The organism is Williamsia sp. 1135, from assembly GCF_002095395.1.
Taxonomy (GTDB): Bacteria; Actinomycetota; Actinomycetes; order Mycobacteriales; family Mycobacteriaceae; genus Williamsia.
Window position 1 is genome coordinate 36224 of the sequence record NZ_MJEI01000085.1, and the last position, 18153, is coordinate 54376.

Sequence of the window (18153 nt, forward strand, 5' to 3'; positions counted from 1 at the left end):
TTAAAGTTTGGGGACCCGAAACTTAGGTTTCCCTTACCCGGTATTTCGAGGCCGGTGGGCCGCGTTGCCCTGACCTGCGGGAAAGGTGGTCTGCCGGTCGGGATCTACGCAGCGAGGAGCATTGCAAGGACGGCGGTGTCGGGGTCGTTGCCGAGATCGACACCCACCTGATTGCGCATCATCACCACGGTGCCGTCGGCCTCGGCCTCGGCCCACCCAGCACGATGCTCGAGCCCGAGCTCGGGGAGGCCGGGCAGCAGCACGCAGCCGGAGGCGACATCGGAGCACTCGGGGAGCGACGGACGCGTCTCTGACGGTGGATGCAGCATCAACAGTGCAGGTGGCGGCGTATAGAACGGGCCGGCGTCCACGAAGTCGTTGTCGATGACACTGCCGACCGCGAGCATCAGACCGACGGTGTCGGGGTCGCACACCTCAGGGCGGTCCTCGATCACGCTGAACACCGTCGTCGTGCGCAGGAAGCCGGGGCGGCAGGCGATCCGCACCGATGCGACAAGGGTCTGTGTCCATTCGAGCGTGGTGTCCGGCCAGCGACCCGAGATCAGGATCCCGCGTAGTTCGCCGTCTCGGTGGAAGGGAGTGAGCCCGATCGGAATGGATCCGGACCGCGACTTCTCGTGACCGGTGGCGTCCTCGCTCATGGTGACCTCCTGTTGCCGGAAGTGCTATTCGTTTATGTGATCGCCCTTGATCTCAAATTTTTGCCTGCTATCGCAGCATGCCCGGTGAATGGTTGGCACACAAGCCGACTCGACTGCTAAAACGGCGGTTTAACACGGAGTTCTCATCCGGCCCGTTCGCATGCCGTGAGCCAAGCGAACTGACACCGCCCGGCGGGCGAAAGCGAGCCAAAAGCACAACGGCCGCCCCGAAGGGCGACCGCCGTGTGAAATAGCGCGGAGCGGGGTGCGCTCAGGCAGGCACGATGAGGCCGGAGCCCTGTGCCTGAGCCTTGGCGAAACGCTCGGCGGCGTCGGCCCAGTTGACCACGTTCCACCAAGCCTTGACGTAGTCAGGCTTGACGTTCTGGTAGTCGAGGTAGAAGGCGTGCTCCCACATGTCGAGCATGACGATGGGGATAAAACCAACGGAAGTATTTCCGTGCTGATCGGTCAGTTGCTCGATCAGGAGCTTGCCTTCGATGGTGTCGTAGCCCAGGATCGCCCAGCCGCTGCCCTGCAATGTGGTGGCTGCGGCGGTGAAGTGCGCCTGGAACTTGTCGAACCCGCCGAACTGATCGTCGATGGCTGCGGCGAGGTCACCTTCTGGCTTGTCGCCACCGTTGGGCGACAGGTTCTTCCAGAAGATCGAGTGGTTGGTGTGCCCGCCGAGGTGGAAGGCCAGGTTGGCCGACAGCTGGAAGACCTTGTCGGCGATGGTGCCGTCTTCACGAGCAGCCGCCAGCTTCTCAACTGCAGTGTTCACGCCCTTGACGTAGGTGGCGTGGTGCTTGCTGTGGTGCAGCTCCATGATCCTGCCGGAGATGTGCGGCTCGAGAGCTGCGTAGTCGTAGTCCAGATCCGGCAAGGTGTATTCAGACACGATGTTCCTCTCACTATGCGGGGACGGAAAATCCCCAGTTTGTCGTCCTCTAAATGGGCTCTACCCGTTTGAGTGCACTTCCTACCCTTACGCAGGATATGGGGATGTGCAATAGCGTGCGCCAGATGCACCTCAAGCCTGGTTGAGGTTTGGCGATGCCGATCGGCCGTGGAAAACGACCCTGCTCTGCGCGTGCTAGGAGACGAAGATCAGAATGGCGAGCACCAGTAGCAGGGCCACGACGCTGATACCGGTGGTGAGGCAACGAGCCCCGACATTGATGGGTTCTGCACCCGGCCACGTTCGGGGACGACGCTCGAACAGTGGAGCGTTGTTTCCGGAACTGGTAGAGGCTGCCACCCGTTCTCCTGCCGTCCGTTCCCACCCGGTGCGCCACTCGTGAGTGATTACCGTCACAAGCGCGTATGTGTCGCAAGCTAAGCATGTCTGCGGCCAGGACTCAAGCCGTGATCGCGCGATGGGGCGTGGGCGCCCACCCAACTATCATCTTCCGCGGGGCACGCGATGCGAATGCTGTGCGTCCAAGAGCCAGGAAGATCGAGCGGAGGTGGATCGATTGGCACGCCCGACTGCGGCGCAGCTGTACGCCGCCTACGGTGACAACGCCGACAGCGACGTCACCCTTCGCCTCCTGCGCTCGCGAAACGCGGTTCCTTACCTCGCGATCATGGCTGCCCGGCTGGCCGATGGTCAGGTCGACGGCGACCATTTGAGTGCGGGCGTGGAAAAAGACCTCGCAGATCTGGCCGACCATTGGCTGCAGCGCGGCTGGGAGCTGCCCACCGCGGACGACCTGCTCGACCGCTGGGTGCGCGCGGGGTATCTGGCCCGCACCCTCGTGACCGACACCCAGATCGAGCGGTACCAGCTCACGCGCGGGGCCACCCAGGCCATCGCCCAGGTACAGGCAGTGCGCCAGAACCGCACGGTCGCGACCGAAACGGTGCTCGAGCTGGTGATGTCGCGATTGTCGAACATCGCGGTGTCGATCAATCCCGATCCAGGTGAGCACATCCGTGACATCGATCAGAAGCTCAGCGAATTGACTGCCCGCAGAGCAGAACTCGCCGCCGGCGCGATTCCGGCGGTGGACACCCGCCGGGTTCTCGACGACATCAGGATGGTGAGTTCGCTCGCCGAACGGATGCCGGCAGACATCATCGGCTACGGGGAGAAGATGCGGGAGAACTCTCGTGCCCTGCTCACCAGCGGCCTCGACGCCGAGCAAGGGTCTCACGCGGACGTGCTCAACCGGATGTTCGACGGCCACGATGCGCTCGCCGACTCGGACGAGGGCAAGGCGTTCGACACGTTCTACACCCTGATCGCCGACCACCGGCTTCGCGAGGATCTCGAGGCGAGTATCGCGGCGATCGCGTCCGGGCTACCCAACCTGCCCCACGACCTGCTCGACACCCTCACCGGATTCATCGACCGGATGTGGGACGAAGTGCAGTCGGTCGACGAGGTGCGGGGGCAGGTCTACCGCCGGATCAACACGTTCGTCAAGGACGGCGACTTCCTGCACTACCGGGCGCTGCGTAGCCAGATCTCCGACGCCCAGCGCGCCGCCGCCGCCGCGTTTGTCCATGCGGGTCCGGGCAAGGACATGGGCATCGCCGTTCCGATGAGCGCTGCAAGCTCCAATTCTGTTGGAGCGCTGGTCTTTCACGACGGGATCATCGATTCACCCGGTGCGGTGGCCGACACCGCGGGTGAGATCAGGATCGACCCGGCCGACCTGGTCGGTGTGGAGTCGATCGACTGGCACGCCCTGACCGATGCGGTGAACGATGCCATCGCATCGGGACCCGCCGGTATCGACGAGGTCCTGGCATTGCTGCCGACCGCGCGGACCGGCGATGTGATCGGGATCTGGTCGCTGGCGCAGCGGCACGGTGCGACCGACGACACCCGCGCCGAGATCACCGTCCTGGCTCACACGGCCCGCGGTCTACGTGAGATCACCATGCCTGCAGTGCTTTTCACGCACTCGCTGCCCGACCCCATTACCGCGCAGCCACATGAGGTGATGCACTTGCTGGACGAGCCAGACGAAGCGGGACAGAAGGTGGTCAGGTGAGTACTCCGGAAGAGCCGACGGGCGAGCAGGACATCCGGGAGCAGGAAGGCGAAGACCTGTTCGTGGACGATCCGGGTGCATTGACCGAACCATCGGTCGATCTGTCGCACTTCGCCTTCGACGGCTCGGAGCCGGTCGGGACGATCAGCGACCCGCAGGTCGACGCGCGGTTCGATGGCGACACCTCCGCGCTACCCGCGCCGGTCTGTTACGCGCTGCAGGAGCTGGTTGCCGCCGCGCACGTCTCGGTGCGCTCGCGCAACTGGAAGACCATCGAGGTGCACGAAGAGGTCATCAGATCCCGGCTCTCCGAGCTGAACCTGCAGCTCGAGATCAATCGGGAACACAAGTACGCCTTCACCCGGCAGGTCTCGGAAAACGATCCGAGGCAACGCAATATCCTGCGCGCACAGACTCTCACCCTGGCCGCCTCGGTGCTGGCACTGTTCCTCCGGCAGAAGTATCTGACGAGTGCAGATGAGTCGGTGGTCGCAGAACGCGGCGAGATCATGGACCACATGCTCACCTACAAGCCGGTGTCGGACACCGACGAGGCCGGGTTCATCAAGCGTATCGATGCCGCCATCAACCAACTGGAGTCGCGCAAGATCATCCGCGCACTTCCGGGCACCGATCGTTACGTGGTGCACGGGGTGATCGCGTCGTTGCTCGGGCCGGAGCAGGTCGCTGCGTACACCGAGGCCTATCGGCGACTCGCCGGGGAGCATGCCGAAGACGGGACCGACCTGACCGAGCTCGACGACCGGGAGCGCACGCCATGACCGAGATCCTCGAGAAGAACGAGCCGGCGGTGGCGGGTAAGCGCACCATGAACATCGGTCAATTCCGCCTTACCCGTATTCAATTGGTGAACTGGGGCACGTTCGACGGTTACAAGGATTATCCGATCGACGAGCGCGGCGTGATGCTCACCGGACCGTCGGGGTCGGGTAAGTCGTCGATGATGGACGGTCACTCGGTGGTCTTGCTGCCCACCTACGACCAGGTGTTCAACGCCTCCGCCGATCTGTCCGCGAAGGGCGCGAAGAAGGCCGCTCGTTCCATGGCCGATTATGTCCGTGGGGCATGGGCCGAGAACGATGACCGCTACAACCAGTCGCAGGTGCAGTACCTGCGGGCCGACGGAGCCACGTGGTCGGCGATCGCCGCGACCTACGACAACGGTGCCGGCTCGTCCACCACGGCGGTGGCCATCAAGTGGTTCCCGGGTTCGGGTACAGACGGCAGTTCGCTGCGTTCCTGGTATCAGTTGCACACCGGACATTTCGACCTGCTGTCGCTGAACGTCTGGGCGCAGAGCGGTTTCGACATCCGCAGGTACCGCGCGGCGAATCCGGCGGTGGAGTGCTTCGACGTGCAGAGTGCGTATCAGGAGGCCTTGCGGCGCCGGGTCGGTATCGGCCAGTCGTCGGCCGCGCTGTCTTTGATGGGCAAGGCGAAGGCGATGAAGAACGTCGGCGACCTCAACCTGTTCATCCGTACCTACATGCTCGACCGGCCGGAGACGTACGCGAAAGCGGAACGGCTGGTGGAGAACTTCACCCAGCTGGACGAGGCCTACCAGGCTGCCGCCCGCGCCAACGCGCAGGAGCAGGTACTGCGTCCCATCCCTGACGCTTGGGACACCTATTGCAGCGCAGAAGAATCGACGACCCGCGCGGGGACTCTGCTGGGTCCTCCGATGCGTGCGTTCATGCGCGAGCACCGGATGACGCTGCTGCAAGCGCGCCTGGACCAGATCGACACCGACCGTGAGCGTCTCGACAACGAGGTGGCCAATTGGGAGAACCTTGCCGACGAGCGCGAGGAGCGCCACACGTCGCTGCGTGATCAACTGACCTCGGAGAAGGGCGAGCTGACCACCCTCGAATCCGAGCTGAAATCGTTCGAGCAGCAGGTCACTGCGCGGAACCGGGCGTACGAGCGGTATGCGACCCTGGTCGGTGGCCTCGGGGAACAGACCCCGGAGACGCAGGACGAGTTCGCGGCGTTGCGGTTGCGGGCCCCCGAAATCGCTCGTGCGGCACGAGAATCCGCAGACAAGCTGGCCACCACGGCGCACAGCTTCTTCGCTGCGGAGACCGATGCCCGCCGCGAGTTCGAAGCCGCGGTCGAGGAACTCGCCAGCCTCAACACCCGACGATCCCTGTTGCCCCGCGAGGTCTTGGGCCAGCGGGACGGGATAGCCCAGGCCACGGGTGTGCCCGCCGAAGACCTGCCGTTCGCCGCGGAGCTGATCGACGTCGATCCGGCCGAGAAGGATCGGTGGGCCGGTGCCGCCGAGCGGGTGCTGCGGGGGTTGGGCATGACAATGCTCGTACCCGAGGCGCACCGGACGACGATCGGTGACTTCGTGAACCGCACGAATCTCGGTGGGGTCCTCGAATACCGTGTTTATCAGAACCATTCATCCGGCGGCGCTGATCCGGTTCCGGGTTCACTGGCGGAGAAGCTGCTGGTCGACGAACGCCATCCGGCAGGCGGCTGGCTCGCGGGTGTGGTGGCGCGGAGCGCGGAACACATCTGTGTCGATCTCCCGGCGCAGCTCGACCAGCATCCACTCGCCGTCACACCGCAGGGCCTGGTGAAGTCGGGGCGAGACCGATTCCGCAAGGACGATCGACGCTCGGTCTCCGATCGCACGCAGTGGATTCTCGGATCGAACACCGACGGCAAGCGGACCGCGCTCGAGGAACTGCGCGATCACCGGGAAGCGCTGTTCGCCGAGGCCCGGCAGGCGGCCCAGGACAAGCGAGATCTGTTGGAGGCCAATCGCGAACGCGCGAAGAACGCCGACGCGCTCGCGGCGTACGCCTCGTGGGCCGAGCTCAACTGGTGGTCCTCTCGTCGCGACGCCGATGAACTCAACGCCCGGATCGACCGTGTCCGCGAGAATCGGGTCGATCTCGCAGAACTCGAAGAGCAGGTCGAGATCGCCCGCGCTGACTGGAGAGAGGCCGTGGCCCGGGTCGGTGCGCTCGGTGACCAACTGGGCCATGTCGGTTCGGATTGGGACCGGTGGTTTGCCGAAGCCGAACAGGTGAAGGCCGAGAGCACGAAACTCGATGACGCGGACCGGGAGTATCTCGCGGGTGTGCTCGCGGAGACTCTCGCGGCAGGCGGCAAGACGCTGACCCTCGACAATTACGGCGAGGTGCGCTCGGACCTGCGAAACGCCCTGGAAGCTGTGGTCGGAAAGGCCAATGCCGAGCGTGACGGCGCGGAGAACCGGATCGTGCGTGCGGGTGAGGCGTTCCTGCGGGAGTGGCCCGAGGCGTCGGCGAACCTCAGTGCGAGTGTCGAATACGCAGCCGACCTGGTGTCCATCCACCAGAGTCTGGTCGAGCACGGACTGGCCTCGACGCAGCAGCGCTTCCGGCAGCTGATCACCACCGACATCAGTCATTCGGTGTCCAACCTGTACAAGGAGATCGCGGACACCAACAAGCGGATCACCCGCGGTATCGCCGAGGTCAACATCGGCTTGCAGCGGGTCGACTTCAACGAGGACACCTACCTGCAGATCGCCCAACTGCACAACCCGACGGAGGAGTCACGGGAGTTCGCCAAGATCGTCGACTCGATGATCCGGGATGCTCCGGCGGCCAAGTCCGGCGACGGTGCCGTACTGGCGCGGCAGTTCTATCGCATCCGCGGTCTCGTCGCGCGGCTCACAGGAACCGATGCGGAGAACCGCCGCTGGTGCGACAACGTGCTGGATGTTCGCAACAGCTACACCTTCTACGGTAAGGAACTCAGCTCCGGGGCCCCCGCTGACGACCCTCCGGTACACACCTACCGCAACACCGCGTCCAACTCCGGTGGCGAGCAGGAGAAGCTCGTCGCCTTCTGTCTTGCTGCGGCACTGAGCTTTTCTCTCTCGCACGGAGAAGACCACCGACCGGGCTTCGCTCCGTTGATGCTGGACGAGGCGTTCAGCAAATCGGACGAGACCTTCAGCTCGCAATCGCTGCGGGCGTTCGAGCAGTTCGGTTTCCAACTGATCATCGCGGCCCCGATCCGCATGGTCGGCATCGTCGAACCGTTCATCGGTCAGGTCATCCTGGTGGACAAGCAGACCGGGGAAGGCGGCGCTCGCTCGGATGCTCGCGCAGCGACCTTCGGTGAGCTCGCAGCGGCCCGGGCAACCGGCGGAAGAAAGTAGATCGTGGCCCGCCAGATCACGCTCAGACAGTGGAATCGGACGCTGCTGCAGCGCCAGCATCTACTCGAGCGCGTCGACGAGGACATCCTGGAGGTGCTCGATCGCTGCGTCGGACTGCAATCCCAGGATCCTCGCGCCGCGTTCTACGGATTGTGGTCCCGTATCTCCGATTTCGATCCGCTGGATCTCGACGATCTGATGACGGACCGCGAAGTGATCCGAATGGCGTTGCTGAGGAGCACCGTCTTCCTGATGGATGCCGAGGACGCCCGCTGGGTCCGTCCGCTCGCCCAGGCGAGTCTGGACGGTGAACTACGGTCCAACCACGCGAAAAGGCTTGCCGGTGCCGATCTTGCCGACGTCGCCGAATACGGTCGGCAATTGCTCTCGGGCACACAGCTTCCCGTCAAGTCGCTGAAGGACTCGTTGGCGGCTCGCTGGCCCGATGCCGACAGTTCTTCCCTGGTCACCGTGGTCCGATGCCTGGAGCCCCTGGTGCAGGTGCCACCGAGGGGGACCTGGACGGGTTCGGCGACCACCACTTACAGCCTCTACGACGAGTGGTGCGGCCCCGGCGAATCGTCGGTCACGGGCGAGGACGCGATCAAGGATCTGATCAGGCTGTACCTGCGCGGGTTTGGGCCGGCCAGCATCAAAGGCATCCAGACCTGGGCCGGCATGACCAGGCTGCGGCCGATCGTGGAGGCCATGGAAGCCGACTGGGAACTGGGGAAGCTCGAAGGTCCGGATGGCGAAGAGCTGTTCGACATCGACGGACTCGCGCTGGCCGACGAGGACGCCGCGGCGCCGGTGAGGTTGGTGGCCCCCTTCGACAACATCGTGCTGGCCCAGGGCCCCGATCGTGGGCGGGTCGTCGACGACGACATCCTCAAGAAGCTCGCCACCCCGAACGGCCGCTCGCCTGGTTTCGTGCTGATCGATGGTCGCGTCGCAGGCATGTGGCACCCGCGCAAGAACGGCAAGGCCACCACGATCGAGGTGGATGTCTTCTCGAAGATCTCCGCCGCCGATCGTCGGGCAGTAGAGGACGAGCGGGAGCAGCTGGTCGATTTCTGCAACACCTGAGGCGACCGCCGCGTGCGGCAGTTACTGTCTATGGTGACAAGTAAGTCATCGTTGCCGAGTACGTGCCGTCGAGCCCGGAGGTTTCATCATGACGCGTTTGCAGGACAAGGTCGCCCTGGTCACCGGCGGGGCCTCCGGAATCGGTGAAGCCACTGTTCGCAGGTTCGTCGACGAAGGCGCTCGAGTGGTCTTCACCGATGTCGCGGACGGTACCGAGCTGGCCGGAGAGACCGGGTCGACGTTCCTGCGGCAGGATGTCGCAGACCCCGAGACCTGGACCGAGGTGGTGCGCTCGATCGAAGAGCAGCACGGCCGCCTCGACGTCCTGGTGAACAATGCCGGGATCGTCGGCAATCAGTCCATCGTCGATGCCGACCTGGAGACGTTCAACCGGGTCTTGGCCATCAACGTGACCGGCGTCGCCCTCGGAACCCAGGCCGCCATCACCAGCATGAGCAAGAGTGGCGGCGGATCGATCATCAACGTCGCGTCGACCACGTCGTTCCTCGGCCTGGCCTTCGACGTCGCGTACACGGCGTCGAAGCACGCTGTCGTCGGCATCACCCGGTCGAGCGCCGCGTATTGCGCCCAGGAACGGTTGGGCATCCGGGTCAACACCCTGCACCCGGGCGCCATTTACACGGCGATCTTGCAGGGGCACGTCGAGAAGCGGCCCGAATTGTTCGAGGTTTTCAGCAATATGGCCCCGGTGGGACGTATGGGTGATGCCTCGGAGGTGGCATCGATGGCGGTCTACCTGGCCTCGGACGATTCGACTTTCTCGACAGGCGCCCAGTTCGTCGTCGACGGCGGCATCGTCAACACCCACCCCTCGATGTAGGTCGGCCCCCGCGCACACTCAGTCGTCGGGCAAGTTGCCGGAGCGCGGATTTCGGTGGGTGATGCAGTATCGGCGACCGATCGGATCCGCCATCACCGTCCAGAAGCGTTGGTGCTCGAGCACCCTCGCACCCCAGCCCTCGTGCCGGGCAACCTCCTCCTCGGGATGTGTGCTCGCCAGGTCGAGATGACCCCCGACCTCGGGTGATCCCACCCGTTGCAACAAGATGCGTAGCGGCATGTCCTTGGGTCGCTGCAGGTTTCGGAACTCCGGCATCACCCCCTGGCGCCATGCCCAGTTCGTCAGGGTCGCCCAGAACGCGCATTCGGCGTCGAACGCCGCCGCGGGCACATCGATGCACAACTGGTCGATGATGCTGATGGTGTCTCCGGGCCAGCGAATGGGCCGCGAACGTTCGTGCTCGCCCTGCCAGGGCACCAGGCAGAACGGGAAGCCGGCAGGCGAGCGCAAGACCACGAGGCTCTTGCTCTCCGAGACCACTTTCGCGCCGAGCGCTTTCGCGTGGGCGGTGGACTCGCGTAGATCGTCGACGTGGATGTCGAGGTGAACGCCGCCGGGTCCTTCTTTGACGCGTTGCACTCTCAGGTGTGGATCACCGTTGAAGGGTTCCAGCGACGCGAACTCCCGGTCCACCCCACGGGCCGGCGAGACGGTGCTGCCGGCGATGGCACGCCAGAACGTGACCTCGGGCCCGAAGCTGTCGGCAGGCAGGTCGAGGAACGCGGTGAGCCATTTGATCGCCACGGGCGTCACCGGGCCTCGGTCTGCGCGTCGTCACTGGCGCTGACGGGCGATACGGGGTGAGTGCGGCCGGGCGGCGGAACGATGACCATGACGCTCAGTCTTGCAGTAGCGGCATTTCGCGCGGTCGGTACGGCGGCCTCGGCAGCAGCGGTCCTGACCGACGTCCCGCATAGGCTGGCAGACATGGGTCCATTCAAGAAGATCGCAGAGAAGTTGGCCAAGGCACACGCTGACAAGGTCGCGGTGGTGCGTCTCGATGGCACGATCGGCGTCGGCGGCACGGGTCGTGGTGGACTCACTGCCGACAATCTGGAATCCAACCTGAAGAAGGCGTTCGACACGGAGCGGCTCAAAGCGGTTGTTCTGGTGATCAACTCACCGGGCGGATCGCCGGCCCAGTCGGAATACATCGCCGAGCGGATACGGCAGCTGTCGTCGGAGAAGGGTGTTCGGGTCCTCGCATTCTGCGAAGACGTTGCTGCCTCCGGGGGCTACTGGATCGCGTGCGCAGCCGACGAGATCTATGCGGCACACACCTCGATGGTCGGTTCCATCGGTGTGGTGTCGTCCGGCTTCGGGGTCCAAGAGCTGATGGGCAAGGCAGGTGTCGAACGGCGTGTGTACACCGCGGGAGCCAACAAGGCCCGGCTCGACCCGTTCTTGGAGGAGAAGCCCGAGGACGTGGAGTGGCTGCGTGGGCTCCAGCAAGATCTGCACGCCGCCTTCATCACCTGGGTGCGCCAGCGGCGCGGTGCAAAGCTTGTCGGTACCGACGCGGAACTCTTCAGCGGCGACGTCTGGATCGGGCGCGGCGCCCTCGACGTCGGTCTGGTTGACGGTGTCGGCGTGCTGCGGTCCGTGCTGGCCGAACGTTATCCCGATGCCGAGCTGGAAGTGATCGCGTCCCCCAAGCCTCTGTTTGCGCGACTGACCGGTAGCGTCGCGTCTCCGGACGCAGCCCTGTCGTCGTTCGCCTCGGACGCTGTCGACGGGATCGTCACCGGTGTCGTGGCCGCCATGGAACGACGCGCCCACTGGACGCGATACGGCCTGTAGTGGTTCGGCGCGTCGGGCGCGGCGAGTCGGATCTGTGGCGTGTGTCGATGTCCGACGTCCACCCGCCGGCCACCTGTGAGTAGTCGCCGGGCCGAGTTCCGAAGTTATCCACAGGCTGCTCCTAATGTGCTGGTTCGGCGCGTGCTGACCAACACTCAACCTGTGGATGAGGCTGTGGAAACTGTGGAGAACTCGGCAACTATCCGGCAGCATTAGTGAATCGGGTCACAATTTGAGTTCACTCTGATCTAAAAGAATGTCAGATGGTTAATTACTGCTCTTATGGTGTAAGAAAATTGAGCAGAACAAAGGCCTGTGGATAACCTGTTGAAAAGTGCGGGGTGACGGCGCATTCCCCAGCTGCGTGCCACCATGGTCAGGTGAATATGTCGGAGATTCCGTCGGTGCCCGTTTCCGAATTGCCGGACGATTTCACCGAAGAGACAAGCCGCCTCCTGCTCGATGTCCGCGAGCACGACGAATGGGAGTCCGGCCACGTGGCCGGAGCCCTGCACATCCCGCTGGGCGACGTTCCCGCACGCATAGATGAGATCGACCCCGATGCCGAGCTGTTCGTCATCTGTCACGCGGGCGGTCGATCGGAGCGAGTGCTGGGTTATCTTATCCAGCGCGGTTATGAGGGAACCAACGTCAGTGGAGGCATGGCCGCGTGGGCAGGTGCAGGCCGGCCGATGCAGACCGGTCCGGGAGGGTCCCGGGGCGTTGCCCCGGATTCTGGAGCCTCCCTGTGAGTGGACCCCGGGGCGGCACGCCCAGCGGGCCGCCCGCCAGGGATTACTGCCCGCGGTGCCGGATCGCGGGACCCCACGACATCGGCAGGCCGCAGTGCCCCCGGTGTGGTGGGCCGCTGACCCCGCTCGACGCCTACGGCAGGGTGGCGCAGCCGGTCAGGATGCCGGCCCCGCCGATGCCGCGGGCCCAGGCGAACAACTTGTACGTTCCGGCGCGCACCTCACCGACGCGGCCTGCGCCCGCGCGGCCTGCAGGCGGCCGGGCGCATGGAGGCCGAGCGCGGGTGCGCTGGGTGGCGCTGCGGCCCCCGTCTGCACGACCGAAGCCCCGCGCCGTCGCCGATGCCGAGACGAGCCCTACGCCGCGATACGAACACACCCCGGGCTGGGGACTGCGCGACCTCCCGCCGGTCGAGCCCGCGGAGCCGCAACGCAGTCCGATCGAACGGCTCCGGGACTGGCTGCCGAACCTCTTGCTCTCAGCCGCGGGAGTACTGGTGCTGGCCGCGGCGGCCGAGGCGTGGATCTACGCATTGCTCGTGGTGAACCTGGAAGACCCGATCAGCAGGCCGATGCAGGTCGCGGCCGAGACCGCGGTCTGGATCACCGGTCTGGCCGCGGTCGTCCTCATGGTGGCCTGCCTCGGCGGTGTTGCCGGCTGGCTGATCGACGAACGCAAGAAGGCGTACTCCGATCACGGACAACTCGACCCGAGGTCGCGCAGGCAGTTGATGATCGGCCTGTGGGTACCTGTCCTGAATCTCTTCTGGCCGGTCGCGTTCTTCCGTGAACTGCTCGACCGCCGCGACGATCTCCTGCCCGACCACACGCGTAAGCGACTGTGGTGGTTGTGGTCCGGATGGTTGGCCGTCAACGCGCTGGTGGTCGTCGGGGTCCTGGTGCGGATCTTTTCGGAATCATTGGTCTGGCAGGCCAATGCCGTCGTGCTGGTGATCATCTCGAATCTCGTGAGTGCCGCGTTCGCCGGCGGGCTCTGGTGGACGATCACCCGGCTGTTCGCCCGCGAAGCCCCGGCGGCCGCCCCGACGCGATGGCTGGCCGCGGTATGAGCGATACCCACCGGGTACTGCGACAGGACATGCCGGCAGTGGTTGCGCACCGCGGTGCGTCCGGGCACAAACCCGAACACACTCTCGCGGCCTACGAGCTGGCGCTCGAGCAGGGCGCCGACGGCCTGGAGTGCGACGTGCGACTGACTGCCGACCACGAACTGGTCTGCATCCACGACCGCACCATCGACCGGACGTCCGACGGATCAGGTGCCGTGAGCGAGTTGACCCTCGCCCAGCTACGCGAGTTCAACTTCGGTGGATGGCACACCTCCGGTCTGGACGCACAGGTGCTCACGCTGCGGGAGCTGCTCGAGCTGACGCTCGACTGGAGACGTCCGGTCCGGTTGTTCATCGAGACCAAGCATCCGGTTCGTTTCGGCGGGCTGGTCGAACAACTCCTGCTGGCCGAGTTGCAGCGGTTCGGGGTCGCGGCCCCGGCATCGGCTGATCACAGCCGGGCAGTGGTCATCTCGTTCTCGACCGCCGGGGTCTGGCGCATTCGCCGCAACGCCCCGATGCTCCCGACGGTGCTGCTCGGTGACACCGCACGATTCCTGGGGGGCAGCGCTGCGACGGCGGTCGGCGCCACCGCGATCGGGCCGTCGATCACCACCCTGCGCGAGCATCCGGATGCCGTCGATCGAGCCGCTGCCGCCGGACGGGCAACATACTGCTGGACCGTCGATGAACGTCGTGACGCGACCTACTGCGCAGATCTGGGCGTCGGTTGGATCGCCACCAACTATCCCGACCGGGTCCTGGGCTGGCTCGCTGCCTGACCCGGGAGTCCGAGACTTCCGAACGCTGCGTAACGTCGTAGCGTGGCTAAAAAGAGCAAACGCGGCAGTGGTCCGCGCCCCGGAAGTAACCGCGCTGAGCGGGTCGCCGCACGTAAAGAGCGTCAAGCACAAGAGATCGCGCCCGTCGAGCGCCCGTTCGCCGGTGTCGCCGCGGAATGCGATCTGGTCGCGCTGCGGTCGTTCGTCGCCTCTGCAACGGCAGATCTGACCCTCGTCGGTTCGTCCGCGAACACCGTTCGATTGGTCACCGTCCTGCCCGGCGCCGGCCCCGCGCTGGTTCGTGAAGAGGACGGCAAGCCGGTGGCCTTGGTGGCATTGCAGACCGAACCCGAGCCCGCGGACCCGGGTGATGCGTTGTCCGTCGCGATCGAGTGGGCCGCAGGGGCCGAGGCGGGCGAGACGCTCACCGAGGTCGACGCGTCCGAGGCCAAGGCGCTCTCCGACATCCTCGACCCGAAGGCGTCGCTGGATGTCACCGTGCAGAAGGACTTCAACTGGTGGATTGAAGGCCAGTCCGATCCGGCCCCGCAGATCGTTCAGATGATCGAGCAGGCCAACGCCGCCATCCTCCCGACGGCGCGACTTGTCGGCGACTTCGTCGGCGCACCCTGGTGGGTCGACGCCGGCGAACGTGCACATCTGCGCTGGGTCCGTCCCGAAGACGAAGATGACGTGATGGCAGCACTCGCGCGGGTCCATGCCGCAGGCGGTCTGACCCTGGGTGAGGGCTCGCGATTCGCAGGATCGTTCCGCACCCACGGTCTGCTGGTGCCGGTGTTCGACCTGGACCGCGAAATGCACCATCAGGAGTGGACAGAGGGCGCGGAAAAGTTCAACGCCGCTCTCAACGAGGCGCTGGCCTCGGACGCCGAACTGACAAGTGCCGAGCGCAGGTCTCGCGACGGCATCCGTGGCCGTCAGGTCACCCTGCGCTAGCAACAAGCGCTGTACACAACACAACGGGCGCCCCCGAGAAGGGGGCGCCCGTTGCTGGCTGCAGAGATGGTCTAGATCGAGCCACCGGCGGCGGCCGGTGCGGTGGCGTCGGTTGTGGCGGCGACGCCGATCTCACGCGAGATGAAGTTCTCGAGGTCGAACAGGTTGCCGTCGCAGCGGTCCGCGACGGTCTGGAGGGTGCGCATCACAGCGACCTCTTCGACCTGCTCCTTGAGGAACCACTGCATGAACTGCTCGCCGAGGTAATCACCTTCGTCGCGGGCGACCTTGGCCAGCTGGACGATCTGGTCGGTGACACGCTGCTCCTGCTCGAGCGCGAGCTTGATGGGCGCGCGGTAGTCCGCGAAGGAGTTCTCGGGCTGCTCGATGCCGGGCAGCTGCACAGTGATGTCGCGATCGAGGAAGTACTGCACGATCATCATCGCGTGGTTGCGCTCTTCGACGGACTGGCCGTAGAAGTGCTTGGCCAATTGCGGGAGGTCCTCGTTGTCGTAGAAGGCGGCCACGGCGATGTACTGCTGTGAGGACGAGAACTCGTGGCGGATCTGCTCCTGCAGCAGCGAGTGGAACTTGGTCATCTTGTTGCTCATGGAAACCAAGGTAGTAGCAGGTCAAACCCCTTGTCACCCAAGTTCATCCTTACTTAGGATGGCTTATCCAAAGGGTTCTGAGGCAAGGTTAACCTTGGAATACAAGGGATTTGACGCCCAATCTCAGTCCGGCGCGAACCCTCATCCGCCTGTTTGAATCAGCTCCGGCGGTACTTCGTCACCATCGGCGATGGCTTTGAAGAACTGAGTTGTGTTATCTCCCCACGCAAGTGAGTCTCCGTCATCGGTGAAGACCGGTCCTCCGTTGGGGGTGGTGACGGTGACGGGATCGCTGCGCAGCGCCCACGCGAGTCTGGCGAGGTGCCAGATGTGGTCGCCGTTGTCGACAGTGAGCGATCCCACAGTGCCACTGACCAACGGCCAGAAGCGAAAAGGGTTCAGGATGGTCGAGAAGCTGGTGGCCTTCTGCATGAGCGCGGCCATGAACTTGCGCTGATTCACCACGCGATCGAGGTCGGCGTTCGCGAAGGCCCGGGTCCGGACGAAGCCAAGGGCCTCTTTGCCGTTCAGTGTCTGGCATCCGGCTTGCAGGTCGATGCCGGCGAGGGGATCGTTGATGGGTGCGTCGAGGCACATCTCGATGCCGCCGACGGCGTCGACGAGTTTGTCGAAACCGCCGAAGCCGATCTCGGCATAGTGATCGATGTGCACCCCGGTGTTCGTCTCGATCGTCTGCACCAGCAGCTCCGGGCCGCCGATGCTGAAGGCGGCGTTGATCTTGTGCGCGCCGTTGCCGGGGATGTCGACGAAGAGATCGCGGGGGATCGAGATGATCATCGGCTTACCGCCCGACCCGAAGTGAACCAGCATGATGGTGTCGGTCCGGGACCCCTCGCTGTCCCCGGTGGCCAGCGCTGCTCGTTCTTCCTCGCTGAGGTCGGCCCGTGAATCGGAACCGACGAGGAGCCAGTTCGTCCCGGCCGTGCCTGCGACCCTGCCCTCGTAGTTGGATAGCGCATCGACCCGGTTCAGTTTGGTGTCGAAGTACGCGAGCAGGCCGACGGTGCCCAGCACCATCACCAGCAGCAGGATGAGAATCGTGCGCAGGATCGGGATACGACGCTTGCGGCGCGTTCGGGACGGCGGAGGCGGCGCATAGCGATCTGCCGGCCGCGGTGGCCGATCCCGCGGTGGTTCGGGTGGTCGGGGCCGGTTGTAGGCGACGATCGGCGGTGGCGGACTCTGCCGCGGCGGCTGCCCGGTGCGGGTCTCCGGAGCCTCGGACTGCGACCAGGCCCGCGGGGACTGATAGCCGGGTTGAGCCGGGGGTGGGCCCTTGCGGGTCATGGGCGGGGGAATGGGAGGAACGCCCTGTTGGTTCGGATTGGGCCGCGGACGCTGCTGCGGGTTCGGTTGGGGTGGACGCCCGTGTCGCGGCGGTCCCTGCTGGGGCGGTCCCTGATGTGGCGGCTGACCAGGCCCCATCCGCCGGGTCGGATCAGGTTGATTGGCCGCCGGCGGGCCCTGGCGGGGGCGGCGGATGAACGGCTCTTCCCGGTCGCTCATCGCATCTGGCCAGCTGTCATTGCACAGACTTTAGCGAAGCCAGCTGAGATGGTCCCTCAGGAGCGCGAAGCCGACGAAGGCGACGGTGTCGATGAGGGCATGTCCGATGACCAGCGGCCATATCCGATCGGTGCGCTGGAACACCCTGCCGAAGACCAGGCCCATGACGATGTTGCCGAGGGCCGCGCCGAAACCCTGGTACAGGTGGTAGCTGCCGCGCAGCACCGCCGAGAACAGCACACTGCGGTTCTCGCTCCACCCGAGCTGCCGGAGCCGGGTGATGAGGTAGGCGACCACCACGAACTCTTCGGCCGCAGAGTTGGCGATCGCAGAGAACACCAGCATGGGAAGGCGCCAGAACGTCTCGTCGAGGTTCGACGGCAACACCTGGACGTTGAGGTCGAGGGCTCGGGCCACCAGATAGAGGCCCAGTCCGGGGATGCCGATCAGCGCGGCGAGACCGGCGCCCAGGCCCACGTCGAACTTGGCCCTGAGCTTCGGGAAACCGATGCGAGCCAAAGGAACCCCGGCGCGCCAGATCAGGTAGATCCCCAACGCCGCGATGGCGAAGAGTTTCGTGGCAGAGAGCAACTGCCGGAAGAAGTCGATGAGACCCAGGTCGGACGAGCTGGAGTTCAGCGCGACGCTGGCGCCGCCGAGACCTTCCGTGGACAGCAGGTCCTCGATGATCGAGAGGAGCGAGGACGCGGCCGAAAGACCGAACGTCAGGGTCAGGACGATCGCTATCTCGATACCGATCCCGCGGCGCGCAGTGGGATCGGTGACGACCTCGATCTGCGCCGGACGAGTCGGCGTCAGCCATGGGCGCAGGTTCACCCGATTGAGATTACTG

At 65.1% G+C, this 18153-nt stretch carries 18 protein-coding genes; 10 read left to right on the forward strand and 8 right to left on the reverse strand.

The features are described 5' to 3' along the window. Window positions 1-104 precede the first annotated feature (104 nt). The 3 genes from BFL43_RS10515 to BFL43_RS28915 form a co-directional block, all read right to left on the reverse strand. Window positions 105-662: a peptidase gene (locus BFL43_RS10515; RefSeq protein WP_084892496.1), complete on the reverse strand. Its 558-nt coding sequence runs from the start codon at window positions 660-662 to the stop codon at window positions 105-107. A 271-nt stretch (window positions 663-933) separates the two neighbouring features. Further along, window positions 934-1563 carry a superoxide dismutase gene (locus tag BFL43_RS10520; RefSeq protein WP_084892497.1) on the reverse strand — a complete coding sequence of 210 codons (630 nt, stop codon included), beginning with the start codon at window positions 1561-1563 and terminating at the stop codon, window positions 934-936. Window positions 1564-1758: 195 nt separating this feature from the next. Further along, a complete protein-coding gene (locus tag BFL43_RS28915) occupies window positions 1759-1923 on the reverse strand; it encodes a hypothetical protein (RefSeq protein ID WP_168176601.1) in 165 nt (54 codons plus the stop codon). A 217-nt stretch (window positions 1924-2140) separates the two neighbouring features. Here BFL43_RS28915 and BFL43_RS10525 point away from each other — a divergent pair, with 217 nt between their 5' ends. From BFL43_RS10525 to BFL43_RS10545, 5 genes are all read left to right on the forward strand, one after another. Further along, window positions 2141-3667: a DUF3375 domain-containing protein gene (locus BFL43_RS10525; RefSeq protein ID WP_084892538.1), complete on the forward strand. Its 1527-nt coding sequence runs from the start codon at window positions 2141-2143 to the stop codon at window positions 3665-3667. Further along, window positions 3664-4449, forward strand: coding sequence for a DUF4194 domain-containing protein (locus BFL43_RS10530; RefSeq protein ID WP_084892498.1), 786 nt, complete (start codon window positions 3664-3666; stop codon window positions 4447-4449). Before BFL43_RS10525 ends, BFL43_RS10530 begins: the two co-directional genes overlap by 4 nt. Then, window positions 4446-7853 (forward strand): SbcC/MukB-like Walker B domain-containing protein, encoded by a 3408-nt coding sequence (locus BFL43_RS10535; protein ID WP_084892499.1) that lies wholly within the window; start codon window positions 4446-4448, stop codon window positions 7851-7853. The genes BFL43_RS10530 and BFL43_RS10535 overlap by 4 nt, the downstream gene beginning before the upstream one ends. Window positions 7854-7856: 3 nt before the next feature. Beyond that, complete coding sequence (locus BFL43_RS10540; RefSeq protein WP_084892500.1) at window positions 7857-8939, forward strand: winged helix DNA-binding domain-containing protein; 1083 nt, start codon at window positions 7857-7859, stop codon at window positions 8937-8939. Between the two features lie 88 nt (window positions 8940-9027). Then, window positions 9028-9780 (forward strand): SDR family oxidoreductase, encoded by a 753-nt coding sequence (locus BFL43_RS10545; protein ID WP_084892501.1) that lies wholly within the window; start codon window positions 9028-9030, stop codon window positions 9778-9780. Window positions 9781-9798: 18 nt separating this feature from the next. On the opposite strand, the gene BFL43_RS10550 is transcribed toward BFL43_RS10545, so the two are convergent. Next, the gene (locus tag BFL43_RS10550) at window positions 9799-10545 is read right to left on the reverse strand and encodes a VOC family protein (RefSeq protein ID WP_084892539.1); all 747 of its coding nucleotides are present in this window, start codon (window positions 10543-10545) and stop codon (window positions 9799-9801) included. A 5-nt stretch (window positions 10546-10550) separates the two neighbouring features. Next, a complete protein-coding gene (locus tag BFL43_RS28560; protein WP_143695246.1) occupies window positions 10551-10730 on the reverse strand; it encodes a hypothetical protein in 180 nt (59 codons plus the stop codon). On the opposite strand from BFL43_RS28560, the gene BFL43_RS10555 reads away from it, so the two are divergent. The 5 genes from BFL43_RS10555 to BFL43_RS10575 all read left to right on the forward strand — a co-directional run bounded on the left by BFL43_RS10555 (window position 10729) and on the right by BFL43_RS10575 (window position 15162). Further along, on the forward strand, window positions 10729-11601 hold the full coding sequence (locus BFL43_RS10555) for a S49 family peptidase (protein WP_084892540.1): 873 nt from the start codon (window positions 10729-10731) through the stop codon (window positions 11599-11601). The two genes, BFL43_RS28560 and BFL43_RS10555, sit on opposite strands and share 2 nt — an antisense overlap. A 386-nt stretch (window positions 11602-11987) precedes the next feature. Then, the gene (locus tag BFL43_RS10560; protein ID WP_084892502.1) at window positions 11988-12353 is read left to right on the forward strand and encodes a rhodanese-like domain-containing protein; all 366 of its coding nucleotides are present in this window, start codon (window positions 11988-11990) and stop codon (window positions 12351-12353) included. Further along, window positions 12350-13423, forward strand: a complete 1074-nt coding sequence (locus BFL43_RS10565) for a DUF4328 domain-containing protein (RefSeq protein ID WP_143695247.1) — start codon at window positions 12350-12352, stop codon at window positions 13421-13423. The genes BFL43_RS10560 and BFL43_RS10565 overlap by 4 nt, the downstream gene beginning before the upstream one ends. Next, complete coding sequence (locus tag BFL43_RS10570; RefSeq protein ID WP_084892541.1) at window positions 13420-14205, forward strand: glycerophosphodiester phosphodiesterase; 786 nt, start codon at window positions 13420-13422, stop codon at window positions 14203-14205. Before BFL43_RS10565 ends, BFL43_RS10570 begins: the two co-directional genes overlap by 4 nt. A gap of 42 nt (window positions 14206-14247) precedes the next feature. Continuing rightward, complete coding sequence (locus BFL43_RS10575) at window positions 14248-15162, forward strand: DUF5926 family protein (RefSeq protein WP_084892504.1); 915 nt, start codon at window positions 14248-14250, stop codon at window positions 15160-15162. Between the two features lie 71 nt (window positions 15163-15233). Here BFL43_RS10575 and BFL43_RS10580 read toward each other — a convergent pair whose 3' ends face one another. The 3 genes from BFL43_RS10580 to BFL43_RS10590 form a co-directional block, all read right to left on the reverse strand. Further along, complete coding sequence (locus tag BFL43_RS10580; RefSeq protein WP_084892505.1) at window positions 15234-15773, reverse strand: ferritin; 540 nt, start codon at window positions 15771-15773, stop codon at window positions 15234-15236. 141 nt (window positions 15774-15914) lie between these two features. After that, window positions 15915-17081 carry an LCP family protein gene (locus tag BFL43_RS10585; RefSeq protein WP_240498188.1) on the reverse strand — a complete coding sequence of 389 codons (1167 nt, stop codon included), beginning with the start codon at window positions 17079-17081 and terminating at the stop codon, window positions 15915-15917. 249 nt (window positions 17082-17330) lie between these two features. Beyond that, window positions 17331-18137 carry a type II CAAX endopeptidase family protein gene (locus tag BFL43_RS10590; RefSeq protein ID WP_084892506.1) on the reverse strand — a complete coding sequence of 269 codons (807 nt, stop codon included), beginning with the start codon at window positions 18135-18137 and terminating at the stop codon, window positions 17331-17333. Window positions 18138-18153 lie beyond the last annotated feature (16 nt).

Excerpts from the sequence above, each read along its gene's own strand:
- BFL43_RS10515 (WP_084892496.1), bottom strand. The coding sequence starts at position 662 with ATGAGCGAGGACGCCACCGGTCACGAGAAGTCGCGGTCCGGATCCATT.
- BFL43_RS10535 (WP_084892499.1), top strand. The coding sequence starts at position 4,446 with ATGACCGAGATCCTCGAGAAGAACGAGCCGGCGGTGGCGGGTAAGCGC.
- BFL43_RS10545 (WP_084892501.1), top strand. The coding sequence starts at position 9,028 with ATGACGCGTTTGCAGGACAAGGTCGCCCTGGTCACCGGCGGGGCCTCC.
- BFL43_RS10555 (WP_084892540.1), top strand. The coding sequence starts at position 10,729 with ATGGGTCCATTCAAGAAGATCGCAGAGAAGTTGGCCAAGGCACACGCT.
- BFL43_RS28560 (WP_143695246.1), bottom strand. The coding sequence starts at position 10,730 with ATGTCTGCCAGCCTATGCGGGACGTCGGTCAGGACCGCTGCTGCCGAG.
- BFL43_RS10560 (WP_084892502.1), top strand. The coding sequence starts at position 11,988 with ATGTCGGAGATTCCGTCGGTGCCCGTTTCCGAATTGCCGGACGATTTC.
- BFL43_RS10570 (WP_084892541.1), top strand. The coding sequence starts at position 13,420 with ATGAGCGATACCCACCGGGTACTGCGACAGGACATGCCGGCAGTGGTT.
- BFL43_RS10580 (WP_084892505.1), bottom strand. The coding sequence starts at position 15,773 with ATGAGCAACAAGATGACCAAGTTCCACTCGCTGCTGCAGGAGCAGATC.
- BFL43_RS10585 (WP_240498188.1), bottom strand. The coding sequence starts at position 17,081 with ATGACCCGCAAGGGCCCACCCCCGGCTCAACCCGGCTATCAGTCCCCG.